Origin of the sequence: Streptomyces sp. L-9-10, assembly GCF_004151105.1 — a bacterium.
In the GTDB taxonomy this organism is placed as follows: Bacteria; Actinomycetota; Actinomycetes; order Streptomycetales; family Streptomycetaceae; genus Streptomyces.
Window position 1 is genome coordinate 19,034 of the sequence record NZ_PHRF01000066.1, and the last position, 19,549, is coordinate 38,582.

A 19,549-nucleotide genomic window follows, 5' to 3' on the forward strand; every position below is an offset into this window, starting at 1 on the left:
GTGACTCAGGTCACTCCGGCATGGTGCGCAGGGTCAATTGCGTTGCACCAGAGGGCGGATGAAGGCTTGTGCGGGGATTCTCCGGGGCGGGCCCGGCTCAGATGTCGTCGAGGCCGCGTTCGATGGCGTACCGCACCAGCTCCACGCGGTTGTGGAGCTGGAGCTTGCCGAGGGTGTTCTGTACATGGTTCTGCACGGTGCGGTGCGAGATGACCAGGCGTTCGGCGATCTGTTTGTACGAGAGGCCCTTGGCGACCAGCCGGAGCACTTCGGTCTCGCGCTCGGTCAGTTCCGGGGCCTTGGGTTCGTCGGGGGCGGCGGACGCGGGCTCGGAGGCGAGTCTGCGGTACTCGCCGAGCACCAGGCCCGCGAGACCGGGGGTGAAGACCGGGTCGCCGACGGCGGTGCGGTGTACGGCGTCGATCAGGTCTTCCGTACGGGCCGACTTGAGCAGATAGCCGGTGGCGCCGGACTTCACCGCTTCCAGGACGTCGGCGTGCTCGCCGCTGGCGGAGAGCACCAGCACGCGGAGTCCGGGAAGGGTGCCGACCAGCTCCTTGCAGACCTGGACGCCGGGCATACCGGGCAGATTGAGGTCCAGGACGAGCACGCGCGGGGTGGTGGCCTTCGCGCGGCGCACCGCCTGCGGGCCGTCCTCGGCGGTCGCGACCACGTCGAAGCCGGCCGCGTCCAGATCGCGGGCGACGGCGTCGCGCCACATCGGGTGGTCGTCGACCACCATCACCCTGATCGGGTCCGTCTGTTCAGTCATCGCCGTGCCTCTCCCCGTGGAACCTTCAACTCGACTTCCGTGCCCTGTCCCGGCACCGAGATCAGCTCGGCCGTGCCGCCCAGGTCCCGCAGCCGGCCGCGGATCGAGAGGGCGACGCCGAGCCGGCCCTCCCCCTCGGCCTGGGCGAGCCGGCCCTCCGGGATACCCGGGCCGTCGTCCCGTACGGTCACGATCACTTCGTCCGGCCACTCCTCGACCAGGATCCAGGCGTGTGCCTCGGCGCCCGCGTGCCTGCGGACATTGTCCAGGGCGGCACCGACAGCGGCCGTCAGTTCCTCGGCCGCGGCCGGCGGCAGCAGTACCGGAGCGCCCGGTTCCGAGAAGGTGATCCGCGAACCGGCGTACGGCGCGAGGAGTGTGCGCAGGTCGCAGGGCTCGTCGTCCCGGCCCGCCGTACGGGCCACCGTGTCCTCGGACGCGCGGGTGGCGGGCACCAGTCCGCTGGAGACCAGCGTGCGCAGGGCGATCTCCTGCTCCCCCGCCAGCCGGCCCAGTTCGGCGGCCTCGCCGCCCAGCGCCGTACCGCGCCGCTGCACCATCGCGAGCACCTGGAGCACGCTGTCGTGGATGTCACGGGCCAGCCGCTCGCGCTCCCGTGTCGCGGCCTCGATCTCCAGGGCGCGGGCGAGGGTGCGTTCGGAGGCGCGGGCGACCTCGACGACGTATCCGATGGCGATGGAGGCGACCCAGACGAGCAGGACGTTGTGGAGGGTGTCCCTGCTGGGGTGCGCGCGCTCGACGAGGTTGGCGACGGCGACGACGGAGGAGGCGACCGCGGCCCAGCGCCAGCCGCCCTTGATGGCGAAGGCGAGGACCGATCCCGCGGCCCATATCGACGGCAGCGTGGGGCCGTCGATCTGCTGGGCGTGCGTGTCGGCGAGCGGCGTGAGCAGGATGCCGGTGACCGCGACGGCCAGGTCGGCGATCAGGAAGCGCTTGGTGCAGCTGACGGCGTTCGCCACTCTGGGGAGCGTGACCAGGGTCCATATCGCCAGGAACGCGAGGAACCAGGCGGCGACCCAGGGGCGTTCGAACCGCTCACGCTCGTAGAAGAAGATCAGGACCGCGTAGACCATGGTCAGTACGCGGTACGCGGTCAGCGCCCGCCACAGCGGCTGCTCCACCGACATCCGTACGACGCGCTCGCGCCTGGCCACTCGCCCCCCTCGTTCCCCTGCGGCCCGTTCGCCTCCGGCTCACTCCCCGCCGGTGCCCGCCGCCTTCGCCTCTTCCGCGAGCCGGCGCTTGGCCGCCGTCGCGTAGATGTCGACATACTCCTGGCCCGAGAGTTTCATGATCTCGTACATCACCTGGTCGGTGACCGAACGCAGGATGAACCGGTCGCTCTCCATGCCCTGGTAGCGGCTGAAGTCCAGCGGCTCGCCGATCCTGATCCCCGGGCGCATCAGCTTCGGGACGACCTTGCCGGGCGGCTGGATCTTCTCCGTGTCGATCATGGCGACCGGGATGACCGGCGCGCCGGAGGCGAGCGCCACGCGGGCGAGGCCGCCGGGCTTGCCGCGGTAGAGACGGCCGTCGGGCGAGCGGGTGCCTTCCGGGTAGATGCCGAAGAGTTCACCGTTCGCCAGGACCTTGATGCCGCTCTGGATCGCGGCCTCGCCCGCGCCGCGCGCGCCCGAGCGGTCCACCGGCAGCTGTCCCACGCCCTTGAAGAACGCGGCGGTGAGCTTGCCCTTCACTCCGGGCGAGGTGAAGTACTCGGCCTTGGCGATGAAGGTGACCTTGCGGTCGAGCACGGCCGGGAGGAAGAACGAGTCGGAGAACGAGAGATGGTTGCTCGCGAGGATCGCCGGACCGTCGGCGGGGATGTTCTCGAGGCCCTCCACCCAGGGCCTGAAGGCGAGCTTCAGCGACCCTCCGATGGAGAACTTCATGGCGCCGTAGATCAACTCGATTGCCTCCTGTGTGCTGTCGCACCGACCTTAACCCGTGGGGCTCCCGCACTCTCCTTCATGGGTGCCCGACGGATCTGGTCGGTGTCGGTCCGGTCGCGTACGGTGAAGTACATCGTCCGATCCTCACGAACAGGAGACCCCGGTGCCGGTCCTTCCCGGAGCCGAGCCGTACCGCCACGAAGGTGGCGAGGTCGGCGTCCTTCTCTGTCACGGATTCACCGGTTCCCCGCAGTCGTTGCGCCCCTGGGCCGGGTATCTGGCCGAGCGAGGGCTGACCGTGTCGCTGCCGCTGCTCCCCGGGCACGGCACCCGCTGGCAGGACATGCGGGTCACCGGCTGGCAGGACTGGTACGCGGAGGTGGACCGGGCGCTGCGGGAGCTGCTGGAGCGGTGTACGCGGGTCTTCGTCGTCGGGCTGTCGATGGGCGGGGCGCTGGCGCTGCGGCTGGCGGCCAAGCACGGCCGGGAGATCAGCGGGGTCGTGGTGGTGAACCCCGGGATCAAGGTGCACGGAGCGGCGGCGTACGCGCTGCCCGTGCTCCGTCATCTGGTCCCGACGACCAGGGGCCTGACGAGCGACATCGCCAAGGAGGGTGCGCGGGAGCTGGGTTACGACCGGGTGCCGCTGCACGCGGCGCACTCGCTGCGGAATTTCTTCCGGCTGGTGGACACGGCGCTGCCGCAGGTCACCCAGCCGTTGCTGCTGCTGCACAGCCCCGAGGACCATGTGGTGCCGCCGGCCGACTCCGCCAGGATCCTGTCCCGGGTCTCGTCGGTGGATGTCCGTGAGGTCCTGCTGGAACAGAGCTACCACGTGGCGACGTTGGACCATGACGCGGAGCGGATTTTCGAGGAGAGTCACGCGTTCATCGGCCGGCTCGCTCCGACTGTCGGGAAGAAGGGGAGCACCACCGGTGGCTGAGCATGACGCGGACCGTGAGCCGCAGCCGATCGACGAGGACGCGGCCTGGGCGGCGATCGTGGCCGGGTACGGCGAGGAGCCGGCGGATCCGCCGGGCGCCAAGCCGTTCAAGTCGGTGGACGATCAGGCCCTGCTGGAGAGCGAGCGGAACAGCACGGACCCGGGGGCCGGGCCGGAGCCCGCGGCTCCGGACAAGACGCTGGGCAAGCCTCCCGAGAAGCCGGAGCCGACGGCCGGGAAGGATCCGGAGCCGGACGCCGAGGACGGGAAGCCCGCGCTGGGCGGTTCTGTCGTCTTCGCGCCCGGCGTCGGCGGGCCGCGCGACTACCAGCTGGATGAGCCGCGCGAGGAGGACCTCGACGAGAGCGACGAGGGCCATTTCGTCCCGCCGGAGCCGCCGCCGCTGCCGGAATCCGACGCGACGGCGAGATTCGCCTGGCTCGCGGTGATCGGCGGCCCGGTGCTGATGCTGGTCGCCGTCCTGCTGCGGTGGGACATGACGTGGTGGCTGAGCACGCTCTGCATCGGCGGCTTCCTGGGCGGTTTCGTCACGTTGGTGGCGCGGATGAAGCATGACGACGACGAGAGCGACGACCCGGGGAGCGGTGCGGTGGTCTGACGGACCCGGCGGGAGCCGGTGGTTCAGAACGCCGGTACGCGGAGGGCGGCGAGCACCGGAAGGTGATCCGTCGCCGCCCTGAGGTCGGTCTCGTCGAGGCCCGGCAGACCGTGTGGCACCCCGCAGCCGAGCACCTCGATGCCGTGCGTGGCGAAGATCGCGTCGATGCGCTGGCGGGGGTGTACGGCGGGCGAGGTGTACTCACCGCCCCAGGGCGCCCGGTCCCAGCAGTCCTGGAGTTCCCCGGCCAGCAGCCGGAAACCGCGGCCGGTGGGGCGGTCGTTGAGGTCCCCGGCGACGATCGTGTGCGGTACGTCCATGGCCTTGAGCCGGTCGAGCACCATCCCCGCCTGCGCGTGGCGCTCGTCGGCGCTGAGGCTCAGATGGCAGCTGAGCAGCCCGATCCGGGCGCCCGCGATCCGTACCGCCGCCGTGGCGAAGCCGCGCCGGTGGAGGCCCGGGGTGAGCGGCAGCAGGATGTCCTCCGTCCGCTCGACCGCGACGCGCAGCGAGCAGAGCAGCAGCGGCCCCGCCGCGGTGGCGCCGCCGCCGAGCACCACGAGACCGGTGTGCGCCGCCAGCCAGGCCGCGCGTTTGCGCCAGCGGAAGAACCGCGGCGCCTCCTGGACGAAGACCAGATCGGGCGCGCAGGCCCTGATCACCCGGGCCAGCGCCTCGTTGTCGTCGCGCATCGACCGGATGTTGTAGCTGAGCACCCGGATCACCGCCGAACCATCCGGCTCGGTACGGGAGTCGGGCAGCGTGGGCATCGCCATGCCGCCAAGATATCGGCAGGCGGGGCGGCCGTACGCACCGACACCAGCGGCCCGGGAGCGGCCGTACGCACCGACACCAGCGACCCAGGAACGGCCGTACGCACCGACACACCAGCGGCCCGGGACATGACGGCGCCCGCCGCACCGAGGACACGGTGACGGCGGGCGCGGTCGTGCCGGGTCAGCCCTGTCGGGCCAGGTCCGCGGCTCCCACCAGCCCTGCCTCGCCGCCCAGTTGGGCCGCGAGCACCTGGGCGTGCGGGCGCCACTCGCCACCGATCAGCCAGCGCCGGAAGGACTTGCGGATCGGGTCGAGGACCAGTTCGCCCTCGTCCGACACGCCGCCGCCGACGATGAACGCGGACGGGTCGAAGAGCGAGGCCAGATCGGCGAGACCGGCACCCGCCCAACGGGCCAGCTCGCGGAAGGAGTCGATGGCGACGGGGTCACCGGCGCGGGCCGCCGCGCTGATGTGCCTGCCCTCGATGCCCTCCGGGGTGCCGTCGCCGAGACCGAGCAGCGTCCCGGCGTTCTCCGGAGTCGCGTTGGCGCGCTGCCTGGCGTACCGGACGAGAGCACGCCCTGACGCGTACTGCTCCCAGCAGCCCTGGCTTCCGCAACCGCACAGCAGCCCGTCGGGCACGACCCGGATGTGCCCGAACTCGGCTGCCACGCCGAAGCGTCCGCGGCGCAGCTTGTTGCCGATGATGATGCCGCCGCCGAGCCCCGTGCCGAGCGTGATGCAGATGACGTCGTCATGGCCCTGCCCGGCACCGAACCTGTACTCGCCCCAGGCGGCGGCGTTGGCGTCGTTCTCCACGACGACCGGCAGTCCGACCCGCTGCTCGACCTTGTCCTTGAGCGGTTCGTGACGCCAGTTGATGTTCGGCGCGAAGAGGACGGTCGCGCGCTTGTCGTCCACATAGCCGGCGGCGCCGATGCCGACGGCCTCGATCTGGTGCCCCTCGCCGGCACCGGAGACCGCGGCGCAGATCGCGTCCACGATGCCTTCGGCGGTCGGCGGAGTGGGTACCTTGTGCGTTTCCAGGATGGTGCCCTCTTCGTCGACCACGCCGGCCGCGATCTTCGTGCCGCCGATGTCGACGCCGATGGTGAGTCCCATGTGTCCCTCAGTTTTCGGTCGAGCCCCGCTAAGGCTCAACCGTACCCGAGGGCGGGCGCCGGCCCGGCCGGTCCTGCCCCGTGTACCGCTGTCGCCCCGGTGGTCAGTCCAGGTCGATCCGGCCGTCCGGACCAGGCCCTTCGTCCCTCGGGTCGGTGGGATCGCCGGCCTTCTCCGTCTCCCGTACGGCCCCGGTCGACGGAGGCGTCCCCTGGGTCCAGCGGGACTCCTGGGACTCGACGGCGGAGCGGTACGCGGCGAGCAGTTCGTTGCCCGCGGCGGCGAGATGGTCGAAGACTCCGGGGTTGCGCTCGATGACCGGCTCGACGGCCGCCTTCGCCTGGTTGATGAACTGCTGTACGGCGCCCTGCGCGGCCACGCCGAACAGCGGGCCCGGCAGCGCGGAGACCTTGTCGGCGACGGCTTCGACCAGCTTGCGCAGTTCCTCGGTGGCGGAGCCTGGCTGCGGGCCGTAGGTCGCGCGGCGGCGCTCCTTCTCGGCCTCCAGATCCTCGGCGCATGCCGTGGCCCAGGCGTCCGAGTCGGCGGCGGGGCGCTCGGTGGCATCGCTCATGCGGCACTCCTGCGTCAGAGACAGGGTCTTCCGCCACGGGCAGCGGAAGGGTTCGTACCTTCGACGGTACCCGAACGGAGGTACGTCGTTCAGTGTGCGCGCGGCCACAGGTCGGGGTCGGGGGTGAATCTCACCCGCAGCACGCCGTCCGTGAGAGCCGCGCCGGTGACCGTGCAGCGGCGCAGCGCGGACGGCAGCGGAACGATGCGGCGGAACGGGCCGACCGTGAGCAGGAGTTCGTCGTCCCTGCGTACCAGCGCCAGTTCGCTCTTGACCGCCCCGGGCAGTGGCAGGCACCAGACGAGCAGATTCTCCTCGGCGAGCCGGTCCTCCACGGGCCAGGGGTCCTCGGCGGGGCTCCCGCCGGTGGCGCCCTCCGGCACGGTGTCGAGAGGGGCGGGGCCGAGAGGGGCGGGGCCGAGAAGGGCGAGGTCGTCGAGACCGCGCGGGTCCCGGCCCAGATGCCCCACCACGTGCACGGGTGTCCCGGGCTGCCATCCCTCGTGCCACTCGTCCAGGCATTTGCGCTGCTGGGCGACGAGCGTCGCGAGCCAGGGGTCGGCGGCGTCGCCGGGCAGTATCCGGTTGGCCATGAGCGCGTCGGCCCGCAGTCCGTACAGTGCGATCCCGGCGCGGGCGGCGCGCAGGGCCTCGGCCGCGGCGGGCCCCGGCTCGGCGACCAGCCGCAGGGTCGTGGCGGGGTCCTCCACGAGCGACTGGACGGCGGCCAGCTCGGCGTCCCACCGGGCGGCCGTCTCGTACAGCCACTGCGCGGGCATGGGTATCCCGGCGAGCTGCGCCATCATCGGGCGGAGCGCGCGGGCGGCCTGCCGTTCCCGGGGCAGCAGCCGGCGCAGATAGCGGCGCAGTTGTTCGGGCAGGGCGAGCAGGGCCAGGGCGTCGCGCAGCGGTGGCAGGTCGACGACGAGGACGTCCCAGTCGCCTGCCGCGGCCCGGCGCAGGGCGTGCAGCAGGGCGGACTGTTCGCTGCCGGGCAGTTCGGTGAGTTCCTCACCGGCCAGCTCGCGGGCGCCGAGCAGTTCGAGCGCGGTGGCGGCCCGCTCCTGGAAGGCGAGCGTCTCCGTACGGAAGTGCGCGCCTGAATCGATGCGCGCGGCCCACAGGCCGTCCCGTACCGGAGCGGGGTCGTCCGGCGTTCCGGCCGGTGTTCCGAGAAGCTCGCCGAGCGGGCCGGCGGAGAGCAGCAGGACCCGTCCGCCGGGCCGGGCGGCGGCGAGCGCGGTCGCGGCGGCGATGGTCGTACGGCCCGCCCCGCCGGGGCCGGTGACGAGGACCGTACGCATCGGCGTCAGGCTCCGGGGACGGATTCGACGCGCTTCTTGAGGCCCGCGAGGGCCCGGTCGATGATGACCTTCTCGGCCTTGCGCTTGATCATGCCGAGCATCGGGATCTTGACGTCGACGGTCAGCCGGTAGGTGACCTCGGTGCCCGACCCGGCGGGCGACAGCAGGTACGAGCCGTCGAGGGCACGCAGCATCTGGGACTTCACCAGCGTCCAGCTGACCTCGTTGTCGCCGGTCCAGGTGTAGGCGAGGGTGTGGTCGTCCTTGATCGCTCCGGCGTCCAGTACCAGCCTGACCTGCTCGGCACGCCCCCGGCCGTCGGTGGCCAGCACCTCGGCCTCCTTCACCTCGCCGGTCCACTCGGGGTAGCGGTCGAAGTCGGCGATCACGCCCATGACGTCGGCCGGTGCCGCCTCGATCGTGATGCTCGAACTGGTGTGTTCCGCCATCGCCGTGCTCCTCCGGTGCTGGGGCTGTCCCGGCTTCTGGATATGTGTGGTGCAGGCTATCGCGAGTGCGCCGGTCACCATTCCATGGCCCACGGGCGCCCGGTCGCCGCGAAGTGCCCCACGTTCACGCACTCCGTGGCGCCGACGCGCATCCGGCGGGCCAGCGGCTGATGGACGTGTCCGAACAGCGAGTACCGCGGCCTCGTACGGCGGATGGCGTCCAGCAGCGCGGTGCTGCCGCGCTCGAAGCGGCGGGCGACCGTGTCGTACGTCAGCTCGGGCACGTCGGGCGGGATGTGCGAGCACAGCACATCCACCTCGCCGAGCGCCTCGACCTTGGCCGCGTAGTCCTCGTCGGAGATCTCGTACGGGGTGCTCATGGGGGTACGCAGCCCGCCGCCGACGAATCCGAAGACCCGGCCGCCCAGTTCCACCCGCTCACCGTCCAGCACGGTGGTGCCCGGCTGCGCGTACTCCCGCCAGAGGTCCGGGATGTCGACATTGCCGTAGGTCGCGTACGTCGGGTCGGGGAACGCCGCGAACAGTTCGGCGTACTGGCGCCGCACGCCCCGCTCGATGGCGGCACGCGGGTCGAGCCCGAGCCCGGCCCACAGCTCCCGGCCGAACTCCCGGGCCTCGTCGAAGCGGCGGGCGGTGCGCAGCGCCACGATCCTGTCGGCGTTCTCGGCGCCGAAGAGGTCGGGGAAGATACCGCGCGAATGGTCCGCGTAGTCCAGGAAGAGCACGAGGTCACCGAGGCAGATCAGGGCGTCCGCGCCGTCACCCGCCTTCGCGAGATCCCGTGCGTTCCCATGGACATCACTGATCACATTGACTCGCATACCTCGCATGACGATCACCCTAGAACTCCGATTCCGCCCTCGGTAGAGGGGCCGGACCTGCGGTTCCTTCCGTGGCGGCGGAGGTGTGGACTACTCTGCGCGAAGTACCGCACAGTACGTGTGACGCACGGAACATCTGGCCGGGACCCTCTATCGGTACGACCGTACCGATGGGTAACGTCCGGGCAGTCCAGTCGTGCTCGCCCCACCGAGCACCTGCCCGATCTTGGACCGCAGCCGGCGCGTACGAAGCCGTGGCGCCGGCGCCCGATGAGGAGCAGCAGTCTTGCGCGAGTTCAGCCTTCCGGCCCTGTACGAGGTCCCTTCGGACGGCAATCTGACGGATCTCATCCGCCGTAATGCCGCGCAGCACCCGGATGTCGCGGTCCTGGGCCGCAAGGTGGCCGGCGCCTGGACGGACGTCACCGCCACGCAGTTCCTCGCCGAGGTACGGGCCGCGGCCAAGGGCCTGATCGCGGCGGGCATCCAGCCCGGCGACCGGGTCGCACTGATGTCCCGTACCCGCTTCGAATGGGTACAGCTCGACTTCGCGATCTGGAGCGCCGGCGCGGTCACCGTCCCGGTGTACGAGACCAGCTCGGCCGAGCAGGTGCAGTGGATCCTCGGCGACTCGGGCGCGGTCGCGGCGATCGTGGAGACCGCGGAGCACGCCGCGTCGGTGGAGTCGGTACGGGGCGGCCTCCCCGGCCTGCGGAACGTCTGGCGGATCGACGACGGCGCGGTCGCGGAACTGACCTCCGCCGGCGCCGGGATCACGGACGCGGCCGTCGACGAACGCGCCGCGACCGCGAAGGCGGACGACCCGGCGACCATCGTCTACACCTCGGGCACCACCGGCCGCCCCAAGGGCTGTGTGCTGACGCACCGCAGCTTCTTCGCGGAGTGCGGCAACGCGGTGGAACGCCTCAACCCCCTCTTCCGCACGGGCGAGTGCTCCGTGCTGCTCTTCCTCCCCGCCGCGCATGTCTTCGGGCGGCTCGTCGAGGTGGCGGCCGTGATGGCACCGATCAAGCTCGGCTGCCTGCCGGACATCAAGAACCTCACCGACGACCTGGCGGCCTTCCGGCCGACGCTGATCCTCGGAGTCCCCCGCGTCTTCGAGAAGGTCTACAACTCCGCCCGCGCCAAGGCCCAGGCGGACGGCAAGGGCCGGATCTTCGACAAGGCCGCGCACACGGCGATCGCGTACAGCCGCGCGCTGTCCACCCCGCGGGGCCCGTCCCTCGGCCTGAGGATCCGGCACAAGATCTTCGACAAGCTCGTCTACGGCAAACTCCGCGCCGTCCTCGGCGGACGCGGCGAGTACGCGATCTCCGGCGGCGCCCCGCTGGGCGAGCGGCTGGGCCACTTCTACCGGGGCATCGGCTTCACGGTACTGGAGGGCTACGGCCTCACCGAATCCTGCGCGGCCACCGCCTTCAACCCGTGGGACCGCCAGAAGATCGGCACGGTCGGCCAGCCCCTGCCGGGCTCGGTCGTCCGGATCGCCGACGACGGCGAGGTCCTGCTCCACGGCGAGCACCTGTTCACCGGCTACTGGAACAACCCCGAGGCGACGGCCGAGGCCCTCGCCGACGGCTGGTTCCACACCGGCGACATCGGCACGCTCGATGAGGACGGCTATCTCTCGATCACCGGCCGCAAGAAGGAGATCCTGGTCACCGCCGGCGGCAAGAACGTCGCCCCGGCCGTGATCGAGGACCGCATCAGGGCGCACGCGCTGATCGCGGAGTGCATGGTCGTGGGCGACGGCCGCCCGTTCGTGGGCGCGCTGATCACCCTGGACGAGGAGTTCCTGACCCGCTGGGCCAAGGACCACGGCAACCCCTCGGACGCGACGGCGGCGACGCTGCGGCTGGACCCGGAGCTGCTGGCGGAGGTGCAGCGGGCGGTGGACGAGGGGAACGCGGCGGTGTCGAAGGCGGAGTCGGTACGGAAGTTCCGGGTGCTGACGCGGCAGTTCACGGAGGAGGCGGGGCACATCACGCCGTCGATGAAGCTGAAGCGCAATGTGGTGGCGAAGGACTTCGCCGACGAAATCGAAGCGATCTATCAGGGCTGAGTTCTGGCCGAGGCCGGTGATGCGGTGCGGTTGTCTTTGGCCGAGGCCGGTGGTGCGGTGCCGTTGTCTTTGGCCGAGGCCAGTGGTGCGGTGCGGGTTGTCGCCGGGGTGCGCTCCGGGGCTCGCGTCCCGGACTGCATGATTTACGGCGCGCAGCTGCTTTGACGATGGTTCAGGCGTCCGCGCGCCACACATCACGCTCTACGTCCCGGACACGACCCCTGCGCGCCCCCCGTCACCGCCCGTCACGGACTGGCGCGGCCGTGCGCCGGGGGCGAACAGGCCCACCGGGCGGGAGGGGGATCGTCCCGGCCCCCGGCCCAGCCACGACAACCGCACCCCCCGCCGGGCGGCGTACCGCTAGAGCAACGCCTTGAGGCGCGACGCCAGCGAGTCCCAGCGCCACCTCTCCTCCACCCACTCGCGTCCCCGCTCCCCCATCCGCCGCCTCAGCTCCTCGTCCCCCAGCAGCGCCACCACCCGCTCCGCCGTTTCCGCGGACGCCACCTCCTGCGGCCCCCCGCGCACCACCCATCCCGTCTCACCCTCCAGCACCGCGTCCGGCGCCCCGCCCGAGTCGCCCGCGATCACCGGGAGCCCCGTCGCCGACGCCTCCAGGTAGACGATGCCCAGGCCCTCGACGTCGAGGCCGCCGCGCCGGGTGCGGCACGGCATCGCGAAGACGTCGCCCGCGCCGAAGTGGGCGGGGAGTTCCGACCAGGGGACGGCGCCGGTGAAGCGTACGGAGCCGGCCACGCCCGTGTCGGCCGCCAGCTTCCGCAGCGCCCCCTCGTACGGTCCGCCGCCCACGATCAGCAGCACCGCGTCCGGGACCCGGGCCAGTATCGCGGGCAGCGCGAGGATCAGCGTGTCCTGGCCCTTGCGCGGGACCAGCCGGGAGACGCAGACCACGACGGGCCGGTCCGCGAGGCCGAGCCGTTCGCGGACGGCCTGGCCGCCCGAGCCCGGGTGGAAGGTCTTCTCGTCCACGCCGGGCGGCAGTTGGACCATGCGCCCGGCGGCCTCCGGGGTGAGCGCGGCGGCGATGCGCGAGCGCGTGTACTCACCGAGGTAGGTGATCGTGTCCGTGCCCTCGCCGATGCGCCGCAGCAGCTGCCGGGACGCGGGCAGCTGGGCCCAGCCGGCCTCGTGGCCGTGCGTGGTGGCGACCAGGCGCCGGGCGCCGGCCGCGCGCAGGGCGGGGGCCATCAGGCCGAGCGGGGCCGCCGCGCCGAACCAGACCGACTCGCAGCCGTGCTCGCGCAGCAGCCGGGTGGCTCTGCGGGTGACGCGCGGGGTCGGCAGCAGCATCGTCGTACGGTCGCGTACGACGGTGAACGGCTGCTCCGCGTCGAACGCCGCCGTCGCCTCCGCGCCCTCGCGCCCGCGCTTCCAGGTGGAGGCGTAGACGACGAGCCGTTCGGGGTCCAGACGCAGCGCCATGTTGTGCAGGAACGCCTGGATGCCGCCCGGCCTGGGCGGAAAGTCATTGGTCACGATCAATGTCTTGTGCATCGCCGCAGACAGTACCCAACCCGGCGGCGGCCCTGCCTCGTGGCTCCCGCACAGCCGCGCCCTGCATCATGACACCCGCGGTCACGTACGAGTCGGACGAGGATGAGGCGGTCATGGCGGGCGCGCACGGCACACGGTTCCCGGTCGCGGTGTGGGCCCTCACCAGGGCGGCGCTGCTGCTCTGCGTCTTCAAGGTCGTCACGCTGCCCGGACCCGACGTCACCGGCGATGTCGCGGTGATCTACCAGGGCTGGTACGAGGTGCTGAAGACCGGCACATACCCGCTGGACGATGTGACCTGGCAGTATCCGCCGGCCGCGGCGCTGGCGATCGTCTCGCCCGCGGTGCTGCCGTTCCTCGGCTACGCCTCCGCCTTCTTCGTGCTGGCGCTCCTCTGTGACGCGATGGCCTTCGGGCTGCTGCTGTACGCGGGGAGGCGGACCGGCCGGTCCATGGGGGGCGCGTGGGTGTGGGTGGCGGGGGTGCCGCTGCTGGGTCCGACGGCGTACGCGCGATACGACCTGATGGTGACGGCGGTGGCGGTCGCCGCCCTGCTCGCCGGGGTGCGCCGGCCGCGGCTGATGGGGGCGCTCGCCGGGCTCGGTGCCCTGCTGAAGGTGTGGCCGGTACTGCTGCTGGTGGGTACCCCGCGCGGCCGGGTCACCCGGTGGTCCTGGGGGACGGCCGCGGTGGTGGCGGCCGTACTGCTCGCGGTCTGTTCCGCCGCGATGCCCGGGGCGCTGGCGTTCCTGACCTTCCAGCGCGACCGGGGCACCGAGATCGAGTCGCTGGGCGCGCTGGTCTTCCAGGTGGCGAGGCACTTCGGCTGGAACGGGAGCGTGCTGCTCAACTACGGTTCCGTGGAGTTCGTGGGGCCGTATGTCCCGCTGGTCAGCAACGCCGCGCTGGCGCTGACCGTCCTGTCCTTCGGCTGGCTGCTGGTGTGGCGGCTGAGGGCGCGCGGGTTCGGCGCGGGCACGCCGTACGACGCGGCGTTCGCCGCCGTGCTGCTGTTCACCACCACGAGCCGGGTGATCAGTCCGCAGTACATGCTCTGGCTGGTCGGTCTGGCGGCCGTCTGTCTGACGCTGCGGGCGAGCCGGATGGCCCTGCCCGCGTGGCTGGTGGTGGCGGCGACCGCCGTGACACTGCTCGAGTTCCCGCTGCTGTTCTCGCACGTGGTGGCCGGCGACCCGACGGGCGTCCTGCTGCTGGCCGTACGGAACGGACTGCTGGTCGCGGCGACCCTGACCGCCTGTGCGCGCCTGTGGCGGGACACGGTCTCCGGGCCCCGCGACAGGGAGGCGCCCGCGGTCAGGCCAGACGCCGGCGCACAAAGTCGCGCCAACGTGCCGTGAGGTCCTCCGGCGTGGTGGAGAGCACGTCGTGCGCCGCCTTCTCCACCGCCCCCTCGCGCCCCGGGTGCGCGCCGACCGCGCGGTAGAAGCCGGTCAGCCGCCGCTCGCCACGGTCCCGGGCGATCAGCTCGCAGGCCAGCCAGCCGCCCTCGTAGGAGCGGGCCAGCCGGTCGGGGTCGCCGCCGAAGGCGAAGTCCTCGTCGGACGGCAGCTGTGCGGGCGTCTCCCCGCGGCGGACGGCGCGCTGGAGTTCGGGGGCGATCTCGCCCGCCGTCCGGTCCGTGCCCCGGTACGCGACCCAGTCGGCGAAGCCCTCCGAGAGCCAGGCCGGGGTGGCGGCCGAGGTGGCGGCGCGGGTCGCGACATGGGTGGTCTCGTGGGTGAGGACGATCCGCCGGCCGTAGGTGCTGAGGGCGCCGTACGCCTCGGGGTTCACCACGATCCGGTCGGCGGGCGCCGCGCCCGGGGAGCCGACCTCGCCCGTGGTGACGGCCGCGATGCCCCGGTATCCGGCCGCGGGCGCCCCCAGCAGCCCCGCCATGGACTCCAGGGAGTCCGGCGCGAGCAGCACCACCCGGCGTGCCCAGGGGCCCGGCCAGGCGTCGTCCACGGCGGGTACGGCACGGTCGGCGGCTGCCGCGATGCCGCGCAGCCGCTCCTCGGCCGCCGCACCGGCCCCGACGCCGAGGACAAGGCTGTGGGCGCCGCGTACGGCCCGTACCTCGCCCTGCTGCCAGAGCTGCGCGGTGCCGCCCGCGCCCGGCCGGTCCCCGGTCACGTACCAGCGGCCCCCGCTCTCCTCCAGCGCCAGCGTGCGGGGGGTGGAGACCGGCGCGCTGTCGTAGCCGGCGATGCGATAGCGCAGTTCGGCCTGGACGGTGGCCCGGTCGCCGGAGCGTTCGACGTCGGTGAGCCGGTACGTCCATGAGCCGAGCGGCACGTCCGCGAGGTTCTCGAACTCCTCGCGCGCGGTGGCGCGCAGGGTCCGCGCGGAGGGGGCGAGGACGGCGAGATACGCGTCCTCGTCCCGGTCCATCACGGCCGCGGCCCGGCGCTCCAGGGTCCGTCCGATCGCCTCGGTGGAGGTGTCGGGGGTCTTCCCTGGGGCCGTGCAGCCCGCCGCCAGCAGCAGCGCGACGAGCCACGGCACGGCCGTACGTCCCCACGCGCCGTGCCGTCCTGCCGCGGTACGCGCCCGACCTGCCACGTCGCCGATCGTACGGGGTGGCCCGCGGCTTCCGTCCGGATCAGACGCGCGTGACCGACGAGACCGGCATCATGCCGACCGGGTCGTAGCGCACCGCGGCCCCGGGGTAGGGAGCGTGGATGACCTGGCCGTTGCCCACGTACATGCCGATGTGGCTGGCGTCGTCGCGGTACGCCACGAGGTCACCGGGGCGCGCGGCGGAGAGCGGGACCTGCCGGCCCGCGTACCGCTGCGCCTGGGAGGTGCGCGGCAGTCCGACGCCCGCCTGCGCGTACGACCACTGGGTGAGCCCCGAACAGTCGAAGCCGGAGGGCCCGTTGGCACCCCAGACGTAGGGGCGGCCCACCGCGTTCTGGGCGGCGCGTACGGCCGCGGCGGCGCGCGCCGAGGCGGGCGCGCCGCCGGAGAGCGTGGAGCCCTCGCCGCGGTCGGAGCGTGAGGCCCGGTCGTAGGAGTCGCGGTCGGCGGTGGGCAGCGAGTCGAGCAGCCGGCGCGCCTCGGCGAGTTTGCGTTCGACGGCGCGCTTGTGCCGGGCCACGGCGGCTCTGCTGCGCTCCAGCTCGGTGAGGTCGTGGGCGGCTTCCATACGCACCTGTCCCAGCCTCCGCTGGGCCTGCTGGAGTTCTCTCAGGGTGCCGGACTGGCGGGCGCCGACCCGGTCCAGGACGGAGGCCTTGTCGAGATAGCTGTCGGGGTCGGAGGAGAGCAGCAGGGCGAGGGCCGGGTCGACGCCGCCCGAGCGGTACTGGGCGCCGGCGAGCGAACCGAGCGCTCCGCGCATCTTGTTGACGCGCTCCTGGCCGCGGGCGGCGCTGTCCTGCGCCTGGTCGACCAGGCCGCGCAGCCGTTCCGCCTGTTCGTTGGCCTTGTTGTACAACTCGGTTGCCTTCTCGGCCTGTTCGTACAGCCGGTCGACCTTGGCGCGGGTGGCCTCCGGCGTCTGCTGCGGGTCGGCACCCGCGGGGGCGGCTCCGAGCGCCGCCGCGGCCGTGGCCGCCGCGGCGGACACCGCGAGGACGCTGCCGCGGGCGCCGAGGCCCAGTCCGGGTTGTGAGGGGCGGCGATGGGACACCACAGGAAGCCGCACTTCCTTCCGCTGTACGCACTGACGCAGCCCCTGCCGCCCGACGGGCGGACCGCTGGCCGGAGCTGCGCGCAGCAGACAGTAGCCGTGCGACCACGGAGCGACCAACGACCGCCCCGGGCACACAAAGTGGCGCCCCACCGCAGACCACAAGGTCATCGGTGGGGCGCGGCGTCAGCGTGCGTAGCGGGAATTCGCCCGAATGGGCGGGTGTCAACGGGCCGTCAGACGATCCGGACGCCGAACTGGAAGGGCATGTTGTTGATGGACTCGTAGCGCACGCTGGCACCGGGCTTGGGGGCGTGCAGCACCTGGCCGTTGCCCGCGTAGAAGCCGACGTGGTGCAGGTCGCCGTAGAAGATGACCAGGTCACCCTGCTTGAGCTGGCTCATTCCGATGCGCGTACCGGCGTTGGCCTGGGATTCGGAGGTGCGGGGTATGGTCGCGCCGGCCTGCGCGTACGCCCAGGAGGTCAGCCCGGAGCAGTCGAACGAGCCGGGGCCGCTGGCACCGTAGACGTACGGGGTGCCGATCTTGCTCTGGGCGGCGGCGAACGCGGCGCCGGCCAGCTGCGAGGAGGGCACGGAGTTGCCGAGGTCGGCGCGCGAGGAGGTGCCGCCGCCGTCGCGGCTGGCGCGGGACTCGTCCTCCTGGGCGAGCGCGGCGCGCTCCTGCGCGGTGAGCGTGTTGAGCAGCTTCTGCGCCTCGGCGAGCTTGGCCCGGACCTCGTCCTTCTTCGCGCCGAGCTGCTTGCGGGTGTCCGCGAGGTCCGTGACCTTGCCCTGGGCCTCCTGGCGCTGCTGCGCGAGGGTCCGCTGCTTGGACTGGATCTGCTGGAGCGTGTCGGCCTGCTTGGCGCTGACCTGGTCGAGCGTGGACGCCTTCTCCAGGTAGCTGTCCGGGTCCGAGGAGAGGAACAGCTGTACGGCGGGGTCGATGCCGCCGGTGCGGTACTGGGCGCTGGCCATCGAACCGAGGCCGTCGCGCAGGTCGTTCAGCTCGTCCTGGCCGCGGGCGACCTTGTCCTGGAGGGCGTCGACCTGCTTTTCGAGCTTGCCCTGCGCCTCCTTGGCCCCGTTGTACTTCTCGGTGGCCTTCTCCGCGTCCTCGTAGAGCTTGTCGACCTTCTCCTTGACGTCTTCCTTGCTCGGCTTCGGGTCCGCGTGCGCGGCCTGGGCGCTGAGAGCGACGGCAGCGGCGGCGGTCGCGGTGAGCACGGTCACACGGGCACGGCTCGGCTGCTTGGGTCGACGGTGGGACGCCACGGAGGCGAGCTCCTTCTTCCTCACCCGCCTGCCGGGCCATGGGGGACGCTGGGCCCCGGCTTCCTGCGTCCACCCCTCCAGCGAACTGGACCGAACCGGGCTGAACTACACGAAATCGGCGGTTCCTTCGCTGCCACCCCGGATGGATGATCAACCGTGCGAAGGTTCGAGGCCTGACCTTAGTGACCTTCTTGTGATCAGTTCAAATCCTTCCAAGGAAAAACTCAGTCAGGACGCACATAATTTACCGACACCACACAGGCAGTCATGGGCATTTGACGCTGCGCTGCAACAAGGAGCGATCAATTCGGTCATTGTTCGCATGAGTTGACCAGCGTCACAAGAGGGATCAGACGCGCGAAAGCCGCTTCAGCAGCAGGGCGGACGCGACCGGCCTGGCACCGGCCCTGGCGACCCCGTCCGCGACCTCCCGGTCGGTGGAGACCACGACCACGGGCCGGCCGGGCGGCTCGGCCCTGACCAGCTGGCGGATCAACTCGTCCGCCGTCACGCCCGGTTTGGAGAACAGCACCCGCACCCCGCGCGGCGGCGCGAGCAGCACCGGCGCCGCCAGCTCGGCGCCGTCGAAGACACAGGTCATCTCCGCGCCCGTCTGCGCCGCGAGCATGGCGAGCCCGCCCAGCAGCCGCAGCCGCTGCTTCTCCAGCGGCATCGTCGGATAGCCGGTCTTGGTGACGTTGTAGCCGTCCACGATCAGATGCGCCTGCGGCAGCGCGAGCAACTGGTCGAGCAGCGCGGGATCGGTCTCGGAGAGCGCGCGGGCCGCCACGTCCTTGGGAGACATACGGCCGGGCTCGACCGCGTCGACCGTGTCCGCGGGCCGGGCGGCGGCGGGCGGCAGCGCCAGCTCGCGCCGCAGCCCCTGCGCCGACTCCAGCACCGTGTCCAGCAGCAGCCGCAGCCGCATGTCCTCCACCGAACGGCCCTCACGGGCGGCCCGGCGGCTCGCCTCGACGGCCGCCTCCGCCTCACCGAGACGCGCCCTGATCCGGCGCGTCTCGCTCTCCGCGGCGGAGACCTGCGCCGCCGACTCGGCCCGGAACGCCTCGGACTCCGCGTTCGCGCGGCGCAGCGCCGCCTCGCCCCGCTTCACATCGCTCTGGGCGCTGCGCAGCTTGCGGTGGAGCGATTCGGCCTCCTTGCGGGCCGCCTCCAGCTCCGTGCGCAGCCGCTCGGTCTCGCTCTTCGTCAGGGCCCTGGCGACGGCCAGTTCCTCACGGAGCCGTTCCAGCTCGCGCCGGGTCTCCGCACCGGCCCGCTCGGCGTCCGCCCGCTGTGCCTCCTCGCCCGCGGCGGCCACCAGCTTCACCCACCCGGGGGGCCTGAGCACATACGCGGCCGCGGCGACATCCACGGGATCGGCGGCGGCGGGCGGCGAGCCCGCCTCCAGGGCCGCGGTCAGCTCGGGCTGGGACTGGCTGATCCGCTCCCCGATCCGCTGCCGGAACACCGGGTCGCTCTCCAGGGCGGCGGCCATCGCGTTCCCCGCGAACTTCGCCCGTCTGTTGGGGGCGAACCGGGCGTACTGCCGCAATTGTGTGGGGAGTTCGGTGACGGTCAGCCCGCCGAAGGCGTCGGAGACCAGCGCGACGACCCGGCGCCGTACTCCGTCCGGGAGCGGGCGGTCGAGCGCCTCCGCGGCGTCACCGCCGGCCGCACCGGCCGGCTCAGCACCGCTCGCGGGCTGCTCCACGATCC

18 protein-coding genes are annotated in these 19,549 nt (G+C 72.3%); 4 read left to right on the forward strand and 14 right to left on the reverse strand.

Going from position 1 to position 19,549, the window contains the following annotated elements; genetic code table 11:
- Positions 1-97: 97 nt before the first annotated feature.
- Genes CU044_RS18110 through CU044_RS18120 form a run of 3 tightly spaced genes read right to left on the reverse strand, consistent with a single transcriptional unit; the run spans position 98 to position 2,703 of the window.
- Positions 98-772 carry a response regulator transcription factor gene (locus CU044_RS18110; protein ID WP_129769762.1) on the reverse strand — a complete coding sequence of 225 codons (675 nt, stop codon included), beginning with the start codon at positions 770-772 and terminating at the stop codon, positions 98-100.
- Positions 769-1,950: a DUF5931 domain-containing protein gene (locus CU044_RS18115; protein WP_129769763.1), complete on the reverse strand. Its 1,182-nt coding sequence runs from the start codon at positions 1,948-1,950 to the stop codon at positions 769-771. Before CU044_RS18115 ends, CU044_RS18110 begins: the two co-directional genes overlap by 4 nt.
- A gap of 39 nt (positions 1,951-1,989) precedes the next feature.
- Positions 1,990-2,703 carry a lysophospholipid acyltransferase family protein gene (locus tag CU044_RS18120; protein WP_129769764.1) on the reverse strand — a complete coding sequence of 238 codons (714 nt, stop codon included), beginning with the start codon at positions 2,701-2,703 and terminating at the stop codon, positions 1,990-1,992.
- A gap of 148 nt (positions 2,704-2,851) precedes the next feature.
- Between CU044_RS18120 and CU044_RS18125 the strand changes: the two genes are divergently transcribed.
- Positions 2,852-3,631: an alpha/beta fold hydrolase gene (locus tag CU044_RS18125; RefSeq protein ID WP_129769765.1), complete on the forward strand. Its 780-nt coding sequence runs from the start codon at positions 2,852-2,854 to the stop codon at positions 3,629-3,631.
- Positions 3,624-4,250 (forward strand): hypothetical protein, encoded by a 627-nt coding sequence (locus tag CU044_RS18130; RefSeq protein WP_129769766.1) that lies wholly within the window; start codon positions 3,624-3,626, stop codon positions 4,248-4,250. The genes CU044_RS18125 and CU044_RS18130 overlap by 8 nt, the downstream gene beginning before the upstream one ends.
- Positions 4,251-4,273: 23 nt before the next feature.
- Here CU044_RS18130 and CU044_RS18135 read toward each other — a convergent pair whose 3' ends face one another.
- The 6 genes from CU044_RS18135 to CU044_RS18160 form a co-directional block, all read right to left on the reverse strand.
- Positions 4,274-5,026, reverse strand: coding sequence for an endonuclease/exonuclease/phosphatase family protein (locus CU044_RS18135; RefSeq protein ID WP_129769767.1), 753 nt, complete (start codon positions 5,024-5,026; stop codon positions 4,274-4,276).
- Between the two features lie 181 nt (positions 5,027-5,207).
- The gene (locus CU044_RS18140) at positions 5,208-6,149 is read right to left on the reverse strand and encodes an ROK family glucokinase (RefSeq protein WP_030355398.1); all 942 of its coding nucleotides are present in this window, start codon (positions 6,147-6,149) and stop codon (positions 5,208-5,210) included.
- A gap of 103 nt (positions 6,150-6,252) precedes the next feature.
- A complete protein-coding gene (locus tag CU044_RS18145; protein WP_129769768.1) occupies positions 6,253-6,723 on the reverse strand; it encodes a DUF5304 domain-containing protein in 471 nt (156 codons plus the stop codon).
- 89 nt (positions 6,724-6,812) lie between these two features.
- Positions 6,813-8,027: an ArsA-related P-loop ATPase gene (locus CU044_RS18150; RefSeq protein WP_129769769.1), complete on the reverse strand. Its 1,215-nt coding sequence runs from the start codon at positions 8,025-8,027 to the stop codon at positions 6,813-6,815.
- A gap of 5 nt (positions 8,028-8,032) precedes the next feature.
- Positions 8,033-8,476 (reverse strand): SRPBCC family protein, encoded by a 444-nt coding sequence (locus CU044_RS18155; protein WP_129769770.1) that lies wholly within the window; start codon positions 8,474-8,476, stop codon positions 8,033-8,035.
- Between the two features lie 74 nt (positions 8,477-8,550).
- Complete coding sequence (locus CU044_RS18160) at positions 8,551-9,318, reverse strand: metallophosphoesterase (protein ID WP_129769824.1); 768 nt, start codon at positions 9,316-9,318, stop codon at positions 8,551-8,553.
- A gap of 286 nt (positions 9,319-9,604) precedes the next feature.
- Between CU044_RS18160 and CU044_RS18165 the strand changes: the two genes are divergently transcribed.
- Positions 9,605-11,401 (forward strand): AMP-dependent synthetase/ligase, encoded by a 1,797-nt coding sequence (locus CU044_RS18165; RefSeq protein WP_129769771.1) that lies wholly within the window; start codon positions 9,605-9,607, stop codon positions 11,399-11,401.
- Positions 11,402-11,761: 360 nt separating this feature from the next.
- On the opposite strand, the gene CU044_RS18170 is transcribed toward CU044_RS18165, so the two are convergent.
- Positions 11,762-12,916, reverse strand: a complete 1,155-nt coding sequence (locus tag CU044_RS18170; protein ID WP_129769772.1) for a glycosyltransferase family 4 protein — start codon at positions 12,914-12,916, stop codon at positions 11,762-11,764.
- Positions 12,917-13,029: 113 nt separating this feature from the next.
- Between CU044_RS18170 and CU044_RS18175 the strand changes: the two genes are divergently transcribed.
- Positions 13,030-14,274 (forward strand): glycosyltransferase 87 family protein, encoded by a 1,245-nt coding sequence (locus CU044_RS18175; RefSeq protein ID WP_129769825.1) that lies wholly within the window; start codon positions 13,030-13,032, stop codon positions 14,272-14,274.
- Here CU044_RS18175 and CU044_RS18180 read toward each other — a convergent pair.
- The 4 genes from CU044_RS18180 to CU044_RS18195 form a co-directional block, all read right to left on the reverse strand.
- Positions 14,231-15,424, reverse strand: a complete 1,194-nt coding sequence (locus CU044_RS18180; RefSeq protein WP_129769826.1) for a hypothetical protein — start codon at positions 15,422-15,424, stop codon at positions 14,231-14,233. The two genes, CU044_RS18175 and CU044_RS18180, sit on opposite strands and share 44 nt — an antisense overlap.
- A 97-nt stretch (positions 15,425-15,521) precedes the next feature.
- Positions 15,522-16,556, reverse strand: a complete 1,035-nt coding sequence (locus tag CU044_RS18185) for a C40 family peptidase (RefSeq protein ID WP_129769773.1) — start codon at positions 16,554-16,556, stop codon at positions 15,522-15,524.
- A gap of 233 nt (positions 16,557-16,789) precedes the next feature.
- Positions 16,790-17,830, reverse strand: a complete 1,041-nt coding sequence (locus CU044_RS18190; RefSeq protein ID WP_129769774.1) for a C40 family peptidase — start codon at positions 17,828-17,830, stop codon at positions 16,790-16,792.
- Positions 17,831-18,179: 349 nt separating this feature from the next.
- Positions 18,180-19,544, reverse strand: a complete 1,365-nt coding sequence (locus CU044_RS18195; RefSeq protein ID WP_129769775.1) for an NYN domain-containing protein — start codon at positions 19,542-19,544, stop codon at positions 18,180-18,182.
- Positions 19,545-19,549 lie beyond the last annotated feature (5 nt).

Bases quoted from the DNA above. Each gene is read 5' to 3' on its own strand.
- CU044_RS18150 (WP_129769769.1), bottom strand. From the start codon at position 8,027: ATGCGTACGGTCCTCGTCACCGGCCCCGGCGGGGCGGGCCGTACGACC.
- CU044_RS18135 (WP_129769767.1), bottom strand. From the start codon at position 5,026: ATGGCGATGCCCACGCTGCCCGACTCCCGTACCGAGCCGGATGGTTCG.
- CU044_RS18175 (WP_129769825.1), top strand. From the start codon at position 13,030: ATGGCGGGCGCGCACGGCACACGGTTCCCGGTCGCGGTGTGGGCCCTC.
- CU044_RS18170 (WP_129769772.1), bottom strand. From the start codon at position 12,916: ATGCACAAGACATTGATCGTGACCAATGACTTTCCGCCCAGGCCGGGC.
- CU044_RS18110 (WP_129769762.1), bottom strand. From the start codon at position 772: ATGACTGAACAGACGGACCCGATCAGGGTGATGGTGGTCGACGACCAC.
- CU044_RS18160 (WP_129769824.1), bottom strand. From the start codon at position 9,318: ATGCGAGTCAATGTGATCAGTGATGTCCATGGGAACGCACGGGATCTC.
- CU044_RS18140 (WP_030355398.1), bottom strand. From the start codon at position 6,149: ATGGGACTCACCATCGGCGTCGACATCGGCGGCACGAAGATCGCGGCC.
- CU044_RS18145 (WP_129769768.1), bottom strand. From the start codon at position 6,723: ATGAGCGATGCCACCGAGCGCCCCGCCGCCGACTCGGACGCCTGGGCC.
- CU044_RS18155 (WP_129769770.1), bottom strand. From the start codon at position 8,476: ATGGCGGAACACACCAGTTCGAGCATCACGATCGAGGCGGCACCGGCC.